Below are 14,546 nucleotides of genomic sequence, written 5' to 3'. Positions count from 1 at the left end.
ATGCGGTTCGGCGTCCCAGCGCAAAGTTCTTGCACCTCGCAGGAGCCGCCCCTGATCCCACGACCTCGCGTACCGCCGCTGCGAACCGGTCCTTCCCGGGCGATGCTGGAGTGGTGGAGGACCGTTACGTGGTGATCAACGGCCGGCGATGGCGAGCCACCGATCCGGCGATCCCGGAGGAGACGGCCGCGCGGCTGCGCAAGGCCCTGATGTCGGCGCGGCGCGATGTCGGCGCGGCGCTGCGCGCCGGTGACGAGGTGGCGGAGGCCCAGGCCCGCCGCCGGGTCCACGCGGCGAAGGTGGCACTGGGCGAGCGCGGGACGCCGTGGTGGGAACAGACCGCCGAGGAACGCCGGCAACGCTGGGAGTCGACAATGGACCTTTGACGTTGCGGCTTGCGCACCGGTCAAGAATTCGACTGAATCGCACCTCAGTGCAGCCTCAGCGGCGCGCCGGAATCGTCGGTGCCATCTTCGGCGCCACCGGTGGCGCAGCCGGAGCGTTGATCGGCGGTGGTGACAGCGCGAAGGTCGGCGACGCCGCCATCAGCGGCGCGGTCGGCGGGGTGATCGGCGCGGTCGGCGACGGCATCGCCGGCAAGGGCGTCCGCTGGCTGACCAGCCGCTGACGATCACCAGTCGAACGACGGAAGGAGCACTCCCGTGGTGCAGCGCGAAAAGATGAGCAAGGACGTACTCCTCGCCTACACGATGATGGGGGTGCTCTCCGCGATCGGGCTGGTCGTGGTACTCAACGGCGGGTCCGTCGTGTTGGCCGTCGGCTTGTGGTTGGCCGGTGGAGCGTGCGGTGCCTACGTGGTCCGCCAAGCGGTCAAACGATTCCGATGATCTGTTCGGGTGGCCGTTCAGAGCCGTGGGCGGCCACCCGAAACCCTCTCGACGGTTTGTAGTCACCGCGCCGGAACTCTCTTTCCGAGCACCCTGCCCGCTCATGACTGGGTGGTCGCCTGATGGGCTTTCCTCCGTCAAAGCTGCGGGCGGGTGGCGGCTCGGGCACATCGGCACCCGCACCCAAACTTTCGGCAGCCCGATGCGGTCTGGCACTCTCGGCGGCAGAGGCCGGTTCGCCCGCGCGTCGAAGATCGCGCCGGTTGTGAGCAGCGCCGGTGCAGCACACCCGTGGTCGGTCGTAGTCCGGCCTGTGCCGAGGTCGGCGGGAACCTGGGTGGGACGAAACCGGTCACTGCATAGCAGAAGTCGCCGGGCGGGTCACCCCGGCGTAGTCGTCGTTGAGGCACCGGTAGAGAAGGCTGTAGTCACCGGTGGCACCCACGGCATGGGACTGGTGATCGTGCGGGAACTGCTCGCGCGCGGTGCCGAGGTGGTGCTGACGGGCCGCAACGAGCGGAACATCGAGGAGGCACGCACGACGCTCAAGGGTGAGGCGCCGCACGTGGTGCGTTCCGACGCGGCCAGCATGGCCGACATCGCCGCGCTCGGCGCACTCGTGACCGAGCGGCTCGGCAGCGTCGACTACCTGTTCGTCAACCACGGCATCGCGCAGTTCGCCGAACTGGCCGAGGTGACGGAGGAGGCGTGGGACCGGCACTTCGCGGTCAACACCAAGGGCGCGTTCTTCACCGTGCAGCGGCTCGCCCCACTGCTCAACGACGGCGGCGCGGTGGTGTTCACCACGGTCGCGCACTCCGCGCCGCGGACCTGCCGCTCATGCTGCGCAGCCTCGAAGCTCCCGCGCGGTACTTGCAGGTCGCTTGGGAGTTCTCCGAGCGTGCGGACGCCAGGGTCCTTCTGCCCGTGGCGGAAGTGCCCTCAACGAGACCGCAGGTGGCGGCCCTGTCGACATGTCGGCTGGAACCAAGCGCCCTGGCAGACCTGGCTGCGTCCGCGGCGGGCGGATCGACCTGCGACTCAAGTTCAGCGGATTCAGCATTTGCACCGAGATGAAGGTCGACTCGATGAAGTAGCCGCCTCTCCTGCCCGCACGACCGCCGCCGTCTGCGGTTCCGCTTTGGCAACGGGTGCCCCACCAGCGCGGATCCACTCTTGCGCAGCTTGTCCACAGCTTGTATACATCTAGTCCATGAGCGGTTCACAACTCTCCGGCGGGTCGGCGCAGGACACCACCTACCGCTGGCTCAAGCAGCACATCGCCACGCTGCCGCCGGACGACGGCACCTTCCTCACCGAGTCCGGGGTGGCGCAGGCGGCCGGCACCTCCCGCACCCCGGTCCGCGAGGCGCTGCTGCGGCTGGAGGCCGAGGGGTTCCTGCGGATCATGCCCAAGAAGGGCGCGTTCGTGCCGCCCATCTCCGACGCCGAGGTGCGTGCGGTGATGGAGGCGCGGGCACTGGTCGAGGACTGGTGCGTGCGCCGCGCCGTGCCCGCCGACCCGGCGTTCACCGACGAGTTGGACGGGCTGGTGGCCGACCAGGAGGCGGCGATCACCGACCCGCTCGGGTTCATCGAGCGCGACCGGGTGTTCCACCGGACCATCGTGCGGCGGGCCGCCAACCCCGTGCTCGCCGAGTTCTACGAGACGTTGCGGGAGCGGCAGGTCCGGATGGGCCTGCGGGCCGTGGCGAACAGCGCGGACCGCGCCCGGCGCGTGCTCGACGAACACGCCGCCATAGTGGCCGCCCTGCGCTCCGGCGACCCCGAGGCGGCCGGCCGCGCGGTCGCGGCCCACTTGGCGAGCACGTTGACCGCGCTGCACCTGTCCGAACGCTAGGAGCACCTGATGCGCACTGGAATCGAATACCTGGCGTCGTTGAAGGACGACCGGCGGATCTACGTCGACGGGGCGGTGGTGGCCGACGTCGCCGACCACCCGGCGTTCGCGCCGATCGCCCGCACCATCGCGGAACTGCTCGACCTCGTCCCGGACGTGACACCGCTGTTCACCGCGCCGCGTTCCCGTGAGGACTTGACCGCCTTCCGGGTTGCCGCGACGAGGTGGGCGGAGCATACGCACGGGTGGGTGGGGCGTAGTCCTGATCATGTGGGCGCGTTCGTGGCTGCGTTCGCCGCGCACCCGGAGGCTTTTGACGAGCGGTTCGCGGACAACGTCCTGGCGTTCCAGCGTCGGATGGTGGCCGAGAGTCTGTACGTGTCGTACGCGATCATTCCGCCGCAGGTGTCTCGTGCGTCGACGGCGAGTGGGTGGGAGGGCGAGTTCGTCCAGGTCGGCGTGGTGGAGGAGAGGCCGGACGGGATCGTGGTGCGTGGTGCGCAGATGCTGGCCACGGGTGGTGCCGTCGCGGATGAAATCCTGGTGTCCTGCATCAAACCGCTGACCGCCGAGGACGAGGACTTCGCCGTCAGCTTCGTCGTCCCGGTGGCGGCGGAAGGACTGAAGTTGTTGTGCCGCAGACCCTATGCACCGGCAGCGTCCAGTGAATACGACTATCCGTTGTCGTCTCGGTTCGACGAGACGGATGCGTTGGTGGTGTTCGACGACGTGTTCGTGCCGTGGGAGCGGGTGTTCGTCTATCGGGATGTTCCTGGTCTGCGGCGGCAGTTCTTCGACACGGGCGCGCATGTGCTGGGCAATTGGCAGGCGCAGATCCGGTTCGCGGTCAAGCTCCGTTTTCTGGCGGGGTTGGGGCGGAAGGTGGCGGCGGTCAACGGGGTGGACCGGTTTCCCGGTGTGGTGGAGAAGCTGGGTGAACTGGCGTCGCTGGTGTCACTGGTCGAATCCGCCGTTCTGGCCGCCGAGTACGCTTCCGAGCCTGACGCGCGAGGCTTGTGGCGGCCGGACGCGCAGGCGTTGTACGGCGTGATGGGCCTGCAAGCGGAGCTGTATCCACGGGTGTTGGCGATTCTGCGGGAGCTGGTCGGCGGTGGTGTGTTGCAGGTGCCGTCGAGCATGGCGGACCTGGTCGGCCCGGAGACCCGGCCGATCATCGATCGGTATGTGCACAGCCCGGGTGTGCCGGCCGTGGAGCGGGTGAAGTTGTTCAAGCTGGTGTGGGATGCGATCGGCAGTGAGTTCGCGGGTCGGCACCACCAGTACGAGATGTTCTACGCGGGCGCGCCGTTCGTCGCGAAGGGCCACGCCTACCGCAACTACGACTTCGACACCGCCGTCGCGGAAGTCGACTCCTTCCTGGGCAGCTACGGCACGGAGACACCATGAGCAAACCCGAGCACGAGTTCTTCCCCGTCACCGGGATCGACTTCACCGTCTGCCCCGGCGGCGACCCCGCCATCACCGAGCGGATCCTCGCCCGGGACGCCGACACCGGTGTCGCCACCCGCATCCTGCGCTACGCGCCGGGCGCGGACTCGACGCCGATGGGCGTGCAGCGCCACGACTTCTGGGAGGAGGTCTACATCCTGGAGGGGTCGTTCACCGACCTCACCCTGGGGCGGACCTTCACCAAGGGCATGTACGCGTGCCGCCCGCCGGGCATGGCGCACGGCCCGTGGCGCACCGACGAGGGGGTCCTGACGTTCGAGGTCCGCTACCGGACCTGACCCGCCCTGGAGGCCCCGATGATCCCCGCGACCATCCCCGTCGACCCGCTCACCATGCGCCGCACGATGGGCCGCTTCGCCACCGGCGTCGCCGTCGTCACGACCCGCTCGCCGGACGGCACCCCGCACGGCATGACCGTCAACTCGCTCACCTCCGTCTCGCTCGAACCGCCCCTGCTGCTGGTGTGCCTGACCACGGGCGCGCGCAGCACCCACGCCGTCACCGCGGCCGGCCGGTTCGCCGTCAACATCCTGTCCAGTCGCCAGGAACACCTGGCGCTGCGCTTCGCCCGCCGCGGCGAGGACCACTTCGCGGGCCTGGACGTCACCCACGGCCGCCACCGCGTCCCGGTGATCCCGGACGCCTTCGCCCACCTCGAATGCGACGTCGAGCGCCACTTCACCGCGGGGGACCACGTCGTGGTGGTCGGCCACGTGGGGGACGTGTGCGAGCGCGACGGCGAACCGCTGGGCTTCCTGCGCGGCCGGTTCAGCGACGTCCTGGACCGGGGGCACGCCCCCGCCCCCTGGATCTCCTAGAACCGCTTCCCCCTCGGACACACCTCGAAGCGAGGTCTCTTCGCCATGCCCGAAAACCCACTGCCGCCCCCGGCTCGGCTCGCCGTTCCGCTCAGCGACGGCGCGGCGCTGTCCGTGCTGCACCACCCGGCCGGCACCTCGCCGAACCCGGTCGTCGTGACCGTCACGCCCTACCGCAAGGAAGCCGCGCAGAACGCCGACCTGGTCGGCGCCGTGCTCGCGGCCGGCTACGACGTGGTCGTGGCCGACGTGCGCGGGTTCGGCGGCTCCACCGGCCCGTACCACGGGGTGCTGTCCGACCGCGAGTCCCGTGACACCGTCGAGCTGCTGGAGTGGCTGGCGGACCAGGACTTCTGCGACGGCCGCACGGCCATGGTCGGCGGCTCCTACTGCGGGGTCAACCAGTTGTTCGCCGCGGTGCGGAAGCCGCGCGGCCTGCGGTGCATCGCGCCGTGGATCGCGCCGGCCGACACCTACCGCGACATGTGGAAGCGCGGCGGCATCCCGTCGCATACCGCGTGGGGTGCGAGGACCTTCCTCAACGCCCAGCGCGCCGACACCCGACGGGAGGGCCTGCGGCACTTCTACCACGGTCTGGTGGAGGAGGAGTTCGACACCGACCTGTTCGAGCGGGTCGACTTCGCCGCGCTCGACGTGCCCGCGCTGTTCATCGGCGGCTGGCAGGACTACTTCCTGCGCGGCACGGTGCGCGGGTTCCGGCAGGCGGCCGGCCCCAAGCGGCTGCTGGTCGGCAATTGGAGCCACGAACCGGTCCTCGGCCCCGAGTTGCGAGCGGAGCTCACGGCCTGGCTGGACTTCTGGCTGCGGGATGCGGGGAACCCGCCCCGGCAGAACGCCCGGCTCGCGGTGTTCGGGACCGACGAGTGGGTGAGCCGGGAGGGCTGGCCCGACCCCCGGTGGATCCGGTGGGAGCCGGTCGTCGAGCCGACCCCGGTCGAGCCGGCGGCGAGCCTGCTCGCGGTGCCGCCCGGACCGCCGACCGCTGTGCACCCGATCGTCGACCTGGCCACCGAGTCCGGGATGCGGTTGTGGGGCGAGGACGTGACGTTCGACCTGCCCGTCACCGAACCGACGACGTTGCTCGGTGGCATCGGCCTGACCGCGGTGCTGTCCGTGCGCGGCTGTGCGGACGTCGACCTGCACGCCCGGATCTCGGTGGTGCGGGACGGGGAGGTGCTCCAGGTGACCGAAGGCCGGCTGCGCGCCTCGCACCGTGCCGTGGACGCCGAGCGGAGCGAGCCCGGCGCGCCGTGGCACCCGCACGACCGGGCCGAACCACTGCCGCAGGACGAACCCGTCGTGCTCGACGTGGAGGTCTACCCCGTGCACCTGAGGCTGGCACCGGGTGACGTGCTGCGCCTGGGCGTCACGGTGGTGCGCGCCGACGAGTCCGACGGGCCCGCCACCGCCGTGCTGCTGCCCGGTACGGTCGTGCTGCTGCCCGGGAGCCGGTGATGCTCCGCCTGGTCGGCGCACGGCTGCTGTGGTCGGTGCCGCTGCTGGTGTCGTTGTCCGCGTTGACGTTCCTGCTGGCGTGGCTCACACCCGGCGACGCCGCGCGGGTCGTGCTGGGCACCAACACCGACCCTGCCGCCTACCAGCAGGTGCGTGCGCAGCTCGGGCTCGACCGGCCGTTGTGGGAGCAGTACGGGACGTGGCTGGGCGGTGCGGTGCGCGGTGACCTGGGGCGGTCGCTGTTCACCGGTGAGGCGGTGTCGGCGGTTGTGGAGGCCCGGCTCGCGACCACGCTGTCCTTGCTCGTGCTGTCCGCCGTGGTGATCGCGATCGTCGGAGTGGCGGTCGGGCTGGTCGGAGCGCTGCGCGGCGGCGTGGTCGGGCGGGTGCTGGACGGCCTGTCGGTGGTCGCGATGAGCGTGCCGACGCCGTGGCTGGGGTTGGTGCTCGTGGTGGTGTTCGCGGTGAACCTGGCGTGGTTCCCGGTCACCGGGTACGTGCCGGCGGCGCAGTCGCCCGGGGCGTGGCTGACGGCGCTGGTGCTGCCCGTGGTCTGCCTGGCGGCGGGCGGCATCGCTGTGATCGCCAAGCAGGTGCGCGGTGCGGTGGTCGAGGTGCTCGGCAGGCCGTACGTGCGGTCGCTGCGCGCCAACGGGTTGCCGGCGCGCCGGATCGTGCTGCGGCACGTGGCCAAGAACGCGGCGCTGCCCGTCGTGTCGGTGTTCGGCGTCGTGCTGATCGGCCTGCTCGGCGGGTCGGTGGTGGTCGAGCAGTTGTTCGCCCTGCCCGGCCTGGGACAGCTCACGGTGACCGCCGCCGCCCAGCACGACCTGCCAATCCTCCAAGGTGTCGTGCTGTGCTTCACGGTGCTGGTGGTCGTGGTGAACCTCCTGGTGGATCTCGTGATCGGTCGCCTCGATCCGCGGGCGGTGACCCGGTGACCGCGTGGCGCGCCGTCGTCGGCCGCCCGGTCGGCGCGCTGTGCCTGGGGTGGCTGGTCGTGGTCGTGACGGCCTGCCTCGGCGCGGACCTGCTGGCCCCGTACGACCCGCAGGAGCAGGACCTCACGGCCGTGTACAGCGGACCGACCGGTGCGCACTGGCTGGGCACCGACCAGTTGGGGCGCGACGTCCTGAGCCGGGTCCTGCACGGCGGGCAGGTCAGCCTGCTGGTCGTCGGGCAGGCGCTGGCCGCGTACCTGGTGCTGGGGTGCGCGGCGGGTGTCCTCGCGGGCTACCGGCGCGGGTGGCTCGACCGGGTGGTGCTGCGGGTGAGCGACCTGGCGCTGTCCATGCCGGCCGTGGTGATCCTGCTGGTTGTGCTGGCGATCTTCCCGCACGACGAGTCGGCCGCGATGGTGACGCTCGGCGTGCTGTCGGCCGCCGGACTCGCCCGCGTGGTGCGGGCGTCGACGCTGGCAGTGCGCGAGGAACCGTTCGTCGCCGCGGCCCGGGTCGCGGGGCTGAGCACGCCGAAGGTGCTGGTGCGGCACGTGCTGCCGGCCGTCGTGGGGCCGGTGATCTCGTTGGTGGCGCTGGTCGCCGGGTCGGCGTTGCTGGTGGAGGCGTCGCTGGGGTTCCTCGGGTTGGGCGTGCAGCCGCCCGAACCCAGTTGGGGCGGGCTGATCACCGAGGCGTCGCAGGCGATCTACCGGCAGCCGTGGCTGCTGGTTCCCGGTGGTGGTGTGGTCGCGTCCACGGCGATCGCCTGCGCGGTCGTCGGTGACGTGCTGCGGGACGCCACCGACGACCGGACCAGCCGGGAACCGCTGTCGTGGCGGCGGATGCGCACGCCGGTGGTGCGCCGCGCCGGCGGACCCGCCGACGACACGGCGGTGCTGTCGGTGCGCGGCCTGTCCGTGCGGCTGGAGGACGGCACGACCGTCGTGGACGACGTGGCGTTCGACGTGCACGCCGGTACCGCGCTCGGACTGGTCGGGGAATCGGGCTGCGGCAAGTCGATGACCGTCTCGGCCGTGCTGCGCCTGCTGCCGCCCGGCGCGGTGGTCGAGGCGGCCGAGGTGCGGTTCGCCGGGCGGGACCTGGTGGCGCTGGACGAGCGCGGCATGGCGGGCGTGCGCGGAGGTGGGATCGGCTACATCGCCCAGGACCCGGTGGCGAGCCTGGACCCGCTGTTCACCGTCGGCTCCCAGCTGGCCGAGGCCGTCCGGCACCACCACCGGGGCGCGACCCGGGACGAGGTGCGGCGGCGGACCGTCGACCTGGTGGAGGCCGTGCACCTGCCGGACCCGAAGGGCGTGCTGGCGAAGTACCCGCACCAGCTCTCCGGCGGTATGGCGCAGCGCGTCGCCATCGCGCGGGCGCTGGCCGGTGAGCCGAGCGTGCTGATCGCCGACGAGCCCACCACCGCGCTCGACGTGACCGTGCAGGCCGGGATCCTCGACCTGCTGCGGGAGCTGCGCGAGCGCACCGGCATGGCGCTGGTCCTGGTCACCCACGACTGGGGCGTCGTCGCCGACACCTGCGACAAGGCCGTGGTCATGTACGCGGGCCAGGTCGTGGAACGGGCCGACGTGCGCCGGGTGTTCGACGCGCCCCGCCACCCCTACACCGAAGCCCTGCTCGCCGCCGACCCCAACGCCGCCGCTCCCGGCGCGCGGCTGCCCGTCCTGGCCGGTGCCGTGCCCGCGCCCGGCCACTGGCCCGATGGCTGCCGGTTCGCGCCGCGCTGCGCGTTCGCCACAGCGGAGTGCGCCCGGCCGGTGGCCGAGACGGTCGGGCACGGCGGCAGCCACCGCTGCGTCCACCCGCGCCGTGACACGACGACGGGAGCGGCCCGATGACACCCCCGACGACACCCCCGACGACACCCCCGACGACACCCCCGACGACACCACTGCTGGACATCGCGAACCTCGACGTGAGCTACGGTGCGGCACCCGCGCTGACCGACGTGTCGCTGACCGTGCCGTCGGGCACGACCGTCGGACTGGTCGGCGAATCCGGCTCCGGCAAGACGACGCTGGGCAAGGCCGTGCTGGGTCTGGTGCCGGTGTCCGGCGGCACGATCCGCCTGGCGGGCCGGGACATCACCCAGCTGGGCCCGAAGCGCCGCCGCGCGCTCAGCGGCCGGGTGCAGGTGGTGTTCCAGAACCCCTACCTGTCGTTCAACCCCCGGCGCACCATCGGGCAGGCGGTGGCCGAGACGCTGCCGCCCGCGCCCCGGGCCGAGACCCGGGCCCGGGTCGCCGCGATGCTGGACCGGGTCGGCGTCGACCCGGACGCGGCGGCCCGCTACCCGGCGCAGTTCTCCGGCGGCCAGCTCCAGCGGATCGCCGTCGCCCGCGCTCTGATGCCCGAACCGGACCTGGTGATCTGCGACGAGGCGGTCAGCGCGCTGGACCTGTCGGTGCAGGCGCACGTGCTCAACCTGCTGGCCGACCTGCGCGCGGAGCGCGGCCTGTCCTACCTGTTCATCACGCACGACCTGGCCGTGGTCCGGCACCTCGCGGACCACGTCGTGGTGCTGCGCGCCGGCCGGGTCGTCGAGGCCGGACCCGCCGACGAGGTGAGCTCCCGGCCGAGCCACCCCTACACCCGCGCGCTGCTGGCCGCCGCGCCCGTCCCGGACCCGGTCGAGCAGGCCCGCCGCCGCGCCGAACGCCTCCAGACCCGCCCGCTGTGAGAGGACGACCCCGATGAGACCCCCGATGAGAGCACTGACCGCCCTGCTGGCGGCCTGCACCCTGTTCGCCGCGGGCTGCGCCGGCGCGGGCTCGGCGGCGGCCGACGACACGCTGGTCGTCGCGCTGCCCGCGCCGCCGGAGAGCATGAACCCGGCCCAGAACGGCTCCGGCGTCCAGGGCATCGTGCACTGGCTGAGCTACGAGCCGCTGATCCGCGCCAACTCCGACGGCACGTTCAGCGCCGCCCTCGCCTCGGACTGGAAGTACGTCGGGCCGGGCAACACGCTGTTCGAGATGACCATCCGGCCGGACGCCGCGTTCGCCGACGGCACCCCGGTGGACCCGGCGGCCGTCGTCGCGACCCTGAACTACTACCTGGCGGCGGCCGGCCCGATGAAGCCGTTCCTGACCGGGATCAGCGAGGTCACCGCAGCCGGGCCGGTCGTGCGGGTGCGCCTCACCTCGCCGAACCCGATCCTGCCCTACGTGTTCAGCCAGTTGGTGAACTGGGGTGACGTGATCAGCCCCGCCGGGCTCGCCCAGCCCGACAAGCTGGCGTCCGCCACGTTCGGGGCGGGCGCGTACACGCTCGACCCCGCCGCCACGGTCGCCGGCGACCACTACACGTTCGTCAAGAACCCGCACTACTACAAGCCGGAGGCGCAGCGGTTCGCCAAGGTCCAGGTGCGGGTCATCCCGGACCCGAACTCGGCGATGCAGGCCCTGGCGAGCGGCCAGGTCGACGTGAACCTCAACGCCACGGCCACGCTGGCGGAGCAGGCGCGCGGCAGCGGCGCGGCGGTGCTGGAGGGCAACCCGGGCGTGCTGGCGCTGTACCTGGTCGACCGGGCCGGGCAGACCACGCCCGCGCTCGGTGACATCCGGGTGCGTCAGGCCCTCAACCACGCGGTGGACCGCTCCGCCGTGGCGAGCGCGCTGGGCGCGGGGTTCAGCGCGGTCGGCCAGATCGCCGCCGCCGGCACCGACGGCCACGACCCGGCGCTGGACGACCGGTTCCGCCACGACCCGGCGCGGGCGCGGACGTTGTTGGAGGAGGCCGGGTACGGCGGCGGGTTCTCGTTCGAGCTGGTCGACCTGCTGACCTTCGGCATGAACACGGCCTCGCAGGCGGTGTCCGGGCAGTTGGCGAAGGTCGGCGTGACCGCGACCATCCACACCGACGGCAACGACCTCAACCGGTACGTCGCCGACCTGACCTCGCGGAAGTTCTCCGCCACCACGTTCCGGCTGAACACCCCGCTGTTCGCGAGCGCGCTGTTCAACATCACCGGGGCGACCTCGCCGCTCAACCCGTTCCTGAGCACCGATCCCGACATCGACCGGGCGTTCGAGGCACTGGGTACGGCGGCCGAGACCGAGGCCGAGGCGGCGGCGCGGGAGTTCAACCGCACGGTGGTGGACAAGGCGTGGTTCCTGCCGATCGCCGCGGTGCAGAACTACGTGTTCGCCAAGGGGATCGCCGGCCTCGGCGCGTTCGCGCCCAACGGTGCGCTGGACGTGCTGTCCTGGGCTCCGCAGGTGACATCGTGACGCCGTACGACGAACCTGTGGCGCGCTACCGCGACGTCGTCTACGCGACGGTGCCGGGGTTCCGGCCGTTGCTGCTCGACCTGACGGTGCCGCGTGGCGGTGAAGTACCGGTGGTGCTGTGGATCCACGGTGGTGCGTGGCTGCACGGCTCGCACCGGCCCGGCGCGGAGTCCCCACGATGGGTGCACGACCTGCCCGGACAGGTCCTGGCCGCCGGGTACGCGTTCGCGTCGGCGCAGTACCGGCTCAGCGGTGAGACGACGTTCCCCGGCCAACTGCACGACGTGAAGGCGGCTGTGCGGTGGCTGCGGCACTTCGCGCCGGACCTGGGCCTCGACGCCGACCGGATCGCCGTGTGGGGCGAGTCGGCGGGCGGGCATTTGGCCGCGCTCGCAGCGCTGACCGGTGGGGTGGCCGCATTGGAGGGCTCGCACGGCGTAGCGGGCGTGGGCAGTCACGTCCGCGCGGCCCTCGACTTCTACGGCCCGGCCGATCTGAGGCGGATGCCGAACCCGGTGGACTCCCCGGAATCGTTGCTGCTCGGCCATTCCGCGGCGGACGAGCGCGCCTCGGCGGCGTCGCCGGCGACCTACGCGACCGGGGACGCGCCGCCGCTGTTCGTCGCGCACGGCGAGCAGGACCGGCTGGTGCCCTTCGAGCAGAGCGTGTTCCTGGTCGGCGCGTTGCGGGACGTGGGCGCTCCGGTCGAGTTCCGGCCGGTGCCCGACGCCGACCACGTGTTCCGGGGCGTCGACCCCACCCCGGTGGTCGAGGACGCCCTGCGCTTCCTGAGCCGCGTGCTCTGACCGTCCAGAAGTTCCGATCCGGGCCGACGTGCGCCCACCACTCGTATGCATCCGGTCTATGAGATCTCTACCGAGCGGGGAACGTCAATGAAGATCGCACTGGTCCAGGTGGCTTCGCCACCGGAGGAGACACCCGGCGCGCGCCGAGCGCGGGTCGGCCGCCTGGTCGCCGACGCGCGCGGCGCGGACCTGGTGGTGCTGCCCGAACTGTGGGCGGCGGGCTACTTCGGCTTCGACGGCTACGCCGAGCACGCCGAGCCGCTGCACGGCCCGACCGTCCTGGCCGCCCGGACCTGGGCCGCCGACCTGGGCGCGCACGTCCACGCGGGCAGCTTCGTCGAACGCGACGACACCGGGCGGCTGTTCAACACCGCCGTGCTGGTCGCGCCCGACGGGCGGATCGCCCACACCTACCGCAAGGTGCACGTGTTCGGCCACGCCTCCCGCGAAGCCGAGCTGCTCACGCCCGGCGACGCGCTCGACGTCGCCGATACCGCGCTCGGCCCGATCGGCGCGACCACCTGCTACGACCTGCGGTTCCCGGAGCTGTGGCGGGGCTTGGTGGACCGCGGCGCGGAGACCGTCGTCGTCCCGGCGGCGTGGCCGGCCGCACGGCGCGAGCACTGGCGGCTGTTCACCTCCTGCCGCGCGGTCGAGCAGCAGGTGCTGCTGGTGGCCTGCAACGCGGTCGGCGAGCAGCACGGCGTCGAACTCGCCGGGTGCAGCCGGGTCGTGGACCCGTGGGGTGCCGTGCTGGTCGAGGCGGGCGCGGACGAGGGCGTCACGACGTGCGAGGTCGACCGGGCCGTCGTCGCCGAGACCCGCGCCGGGTTCCCGGTGCTGGCCGACCGCCGGGGGCTGTCATGGGCGTGACGCTGCACGTGGCGGGCACCGGGGAGGAACTCGCGCTGACCCCGTCGCGGCTGGTCGTGGCCGGCTACACGGCCCGCGACACGGCGTCCGTGCGGGCCCACATCGCCGAACTGGCCGCCATCGGGGTGCCGCCGCCGGCGAGCGTGCCCGCGTTCTACGACCTGGACCCCGTGCTGGTCACCACGGACGCCGTGGTGGAGGTCGACGGGCCGGCGACGTCCGGCGAGGTCGAGCCGGTGGTGATCCGGATCGGCGGCCGGTACTTCCTGGGCGTCGGCTCGGACCACACCGACCGGGACCTGGAGCGCGCCGACGTCGCCGCGTCCAAGGCGGCCTGCCCGAAACCGCTGGGAGCACAGGTGGTGGAGGTCGACCTGGGCTCGGTCGGGTGGGACGACCACGTCGCCGAGTCCAGTGTGGACGGCTGGCAGTACCAGCGCGGCCGGGTGGCGGTGCTGCGGCACCCGGCCGACCTGATCGACCGGATGACCCGCGTCCTCGGACCCGTCACCGGGGATCTGGTGCTGTTCTGCGGCACGTTGCCGCTACTGGCGGGGGAGTTCGCCTACGGCCCTTATTGGCGCGTGCACCTGGAGGTCCCCGGTGGCCCGTTGCTGACCCACGCCTACGAGATCAAGCAGAAGAGCGCGTGATGCGCGCACTGGAGCGGAATACCTGGCGTCGTTGAAGGACGACCGGCGTGTACGTGGACGGGCAGGCCGTCGACGTGGTGGCGCGGGTGGGAGTTGGTCCTGCGCAGGACGGCGACCTCGTGCCGCAGTACCAACAGTTCGACGTCCTTGGCCTCGGAGGACCGGCCAAGGAGGACCAGCCAGTCACCGAGTCGGACGAAGATCAGGTACAGCAGTCGTAACGCACACTTCACGATCATGCCTAGAAGGTCCAGCGTGCGCGATCGCCGCAGCTCAGCATCCCAGTGCACAGTTCTGCCACCTCACAGGTTCCCTGACAACGACGATGCGCGGGCATGGCAGTCCGAAGTGGACTCCTGTCGGTCGGTGCAGCCGCGAACAGTGATCCGGGTAGCTGCACCGACGGGTGGTCTGCCCGGATCGACGGTGTCAGGTGCGTGTCCGGCCAACCCGGGCACGACCGCCTTGGCGCTGTTGTGCCCGTGCCCCGTGGCAAAGCGGAGGCCGAACAGCTCCGCTCACAGCGAATCGGCACCGGACGACT

Annotated in this window: 18 protein-coding genes; 17 read left to right on the top strand and 1 reads right to left on the bottom strand. The window is 72.0% G+C overall.

Annotated elements, in window-relative coordinates:
• Positions 1 to 128 precede the first annotated feature (128 nt).
• From BN6_RS26875 to BN6_RS47490, 17 genes are all read left to right on the top strand, one after another.
• Positions 129 to 386: a hypothetical protein gene (locus BN6_RS26875; RefSeq protein ID WP_015102938.1), complete on the top strand. Its 258-nt coding sequence runs from the start codon at positions 129 to 131 to the stop codon at positions 384 to 386.
• On the top strand, positions 383 to 628 hold the full coding sequence (locus BN6_RS26870; protein WP_148303025.1) for a hypothetical protein: 246 nt from the start codon (positions 383 to 385) through the stop codon (positions 626 to 628). Before BN6_RS26875 ends, BN6_RS26870 begins: the two co-directional genes overlap by 4 nt.
• 34 nt (positions 629 to 662) lie before the next feature.
• Entirely contained in the window at positions 663 to 848 is a 186-nt protein-coding gene (locus tag BN6_RS26865) for a hypothetical protein (protein WP_041314151.1), read from the top strand.
• Positions 849 to 951: 103 nt separating this feature from the next.
• Positions 952 to 2,058, top strand: a complete 1,107-nt coding sequence (locus BN6_RS48085) for an SDR family NAD(P)-dependent oxidoreductase (RefSeq protein ID WP_331712602.1) — start codon at positions 952 to 954, stop codon at positions 2,056 to 2,058.
• A gap of 3 nt (positions 2,059 to 2,061) precedes the next feature.
• Positions 2,062 to 2,709 carry a GntR family transcriptional regulator gene (locus BN6_RS26855; RefSeq protein WP_015102935.1) on the top strand — a complete coding sequence of 216 codons (648 nt, stop codon included), beginning with the start codon at positions 2,062 to 2,064 and terminating at the stop codon, positions 2,707 to 2,709.
• A 9-nt stretch (positions 2,710 to 2,718) separates the two neighbouring features.
• Positions 2,719 to 4,116, top strand: a complete 1,398-nt coding sequence (locus tag BN6_RS26850; RefSeq protein WP_015102934.1) for a 4-hydroxyphenylacetate 3-hydroxylase family protein — start codon at positions 2,719 to 2,721, stop codon at positions 4,114 to 4,116.
• Positions 4,113 to 4,457, top strand: a complete 345-nt coding sequence (locus BN6_RS26845; protein ID WP_015102933.1) for a cupin domain-containing protein — start codon at positions 4,113 to 4,115, stop codon at positions 4,455 to 4,457. Before BN6_RS26850 ends, BN6_RS26845 begins: the two co-directional genes overlap by 4 nt.
• Positions 4,458 to 4,475: 18 nt before the next feature.
• Complete coding sequence (locus tag BN6_RS26840; RefSeq protein WP_015102932.1) at positions 4,476 to 4,997, top strand: flavin reductase family protein; 522 nt, start codon at positions 4,476 to 4,478, stop codon at positions 4,995 to 4,997.
• A 45-nt stretch (positions 4,998 to 5,042) separates the two neighbouring features.
• Positions 5,043 to 6,473 carry a CocE/NonD family hydrolase gene (locus BN6_RS26835; protein WP_015102931.1) on the top strand — a complete coding sequence of 477 codons (1,431 nt, stop codon included), beginning with the start codon at positions 5,043 to 5,045 and terminating at the stop codon, positions 6,471 to 6,473.
• Entirely contained in the window at positions 6,473 to 7,414 is a 942-nt protein-coding gene (locus tag BN6_RS26830) for an ABC transporter permease (protein WP_015102930.1), read from the top strand. The genes BN6_RS26835 and BN6_RS26830 overlap by 1 nt, the downstream gene beginning before the upstream one ends.
• Positions 7,411 to 9,276 carry a dipeptide/oligopeptide/nickel ABC transporter permease/ATP-binding protein gene (locus BN6_RS26825; protein ID WP_041314145.1) on the top strand — a complete coding sequence of 622 codons (1,866 nt, stop codon included), beginning with the start codon at positions 7,411 to 7,413 and terminating at the stop codon, positions 9,274 to 9,276. The genes BN6_RS26830 and BN6_RS26825 overlap by 4 nt, the downstream gene beginning before the upstream one ends.
• On the top strand, positions 9,273 to 10,118 hold the full coding sequence (locus BN6_RS26820) for an ATP-binding cassette domain-containing protein (protein ID WP_015102928.1): 846 nt from the start codon (positions 9,273 to 9,275) through the stop codon (positions 10,116 to 10,118). The genes BN6_RS26825 and BN6_RS26820 overlap by 4 nt, the downstream gene beginning before the upstream one ends.
• Positions 10,119 to 10,143: 25 nt before the next feature.
• Positions 10,144 to 11,670 carry an ABC transporter substrate-binding protein gene (locus BN6_RS26815; RefSeq protein ID WP_148303024.1) on the top strand — a complete coding sequence of 509 codons (1,527 nt, stop codon included), beginning with the start codon at positions 10,144 to 10,146 and terminating at the stop codon, positions 11,668 to 11,670.
• Entirely contained in the window at positions 11,667 to 12,476 is an 810-nt protein-coding gene (locus tag BN6_RS26810; protein WP_051075752.1) for an alpha/beta hydrolase, read from the top strand. Before BN6_RS26815 ends, BN6_RS26810 begins: the two co-directional genes overlap by 4 nt.
• Positions 12,477 to 12,563: 87 nt before the next feature.
• Positions 12,564 to 13,349, top strand: a complete 786-nt coding sequence (locus tag BN6_RS26805; protein WP_015102925.1) for a carbon-nitrogen family hydrolase — start codon at positions 12,564 to 12,566, stop codon at positions 13,347 to 13,349.
• Entirely contained in the window at positions 13,340 to 14,002 is a 663-nt protein-coding gene (locus BN6_RS26800) for a DUF2848 family protein (RefSeq protein WP_015102924.1), read from the top strand. Before BN6_RS26805 ends, BN6_RS26800 begins: the two co-directional genes overlap by 10 nt.
• Before the next feature lie 47 nt (positions 14,003 to 14,049).
• Positions 14,050 to 14,223 carry a hypothetical protein gene (locus BN6_RS47490; protein ID WP_173430498.1) on the top strand — a complete coding sequence of 58 codons (174 nt, stop codon included), beginning with the start codon at positions 14,050 to 14,052 and terminating at the stop codon, positions 14,221 to 14,223.
• Between the two features lie 81 nt (positions 14,224 to 14,304).
• Here the strand turns inward: BN6_RS47490 and BN6_RS50285 are convergent, their stop codons facing one another.
• On the bottom strand, positions 14,305 to 14,514 hold the full coding sequence (locus BN6_RS50285; RefSeq protein WP_197540393.1) for a serine dehydratase beta chain: 210 nt from the start codon (positions 14,512 to 14,514) through the stop codon (positions 14,305 to 14,307).
• Positions 14,515 to 14,546: the final 32 nt, after the last annotated feature.

The sequence above is a fragment of the Saccharothrix espanaensis DSM 44229 genome (genome assembly GCF_000328705.1).
Taxonomy (GTDB): Bacteria; Actinomycetota; Actinomycetes; order Mycobacteriales; family Pseudonocardiaceae; genus Actinosynnema; species Actinosynnema espanaense.
Note: the sequence above shows the minus strand (reverse complement) of the source record. Positions and strands in the feature narration are given on the sequence as shown.

Coding starts and splice junctions, on each gene's coding strand:
- BN6_RS48085 (WP_331712602.1), top strand. CDS start 952: ATGACTGGGTGGTCGCCTGATGGGCTTTCCTCCGTCAAAGCTGCGGGC.
- BN6_RS26855 (WP_015102935.1), top strand. CDS start 2,062: ATGAGCGGTTCACAACTCTCCGGCGGGTCGGCGCAGGACACCACCTAC.
- BN6_RS26850 (WP_015102934.1), top strand. CDS start 2,719: ATGCGCACTGGAATCGAATACCTGGCGTCGTTGAAGGACGACCGGCGG.
- BN6_RS26845 (WP_015102933.1), top strand. CDS start 4,113: ATGAGCAAACCCGAGCACGAGTTCTTCCCCGTCACCGGGATCGACTTC.
- BN6_RS26840 (WP_015102932.1), top strand. CDS start 4,476: ATGATCCCCGCGACCATCCCCGTCGACCCGCTCACCATGCGCCGCACG.
- BN6_RS26835 (WP_015102931.1), top strand. CDS start 5,043: ATGCCCGAAAACCCACTGCCGCCCCCGGCTCGGCTCGCCGTTCCGCTC.
- BN6_RS26830 (WP_015102930.1), top strand. CDS start 6,473: ATGCTCCGCCTGGTCGGCGCACGGCTGCTGTGGTCGGTGCCGCTGCTG.
- BN6_RS26820 (WP_015102928.1), top strand. CDS start 9,273: ATGACACCCCCGACGACACCCCCGACGACACCCCCGACGACACCCCCG.
- BN6_RS26815 (WP_148303024.1), top strand. CDS start 10,144: ATGAGAGCACTGACCGCCCTGCTGGCGGCCTGCACCCTGTTCGCCGCG.
- BN6_RS26805 (WP_015102925.1), top strand. CDS start 12,564: ATGAAGATCGCACTGGTCCAGGTGGCTTCGCCACCGGAGGAGACACCC.
- BN6_RS26800 (WP_015102924.1), top strand. CDS start 13,340: ATGGGCGTGACGCTGCACGTGGCGGGCACCGGGGAGGAACTCGCGCTG.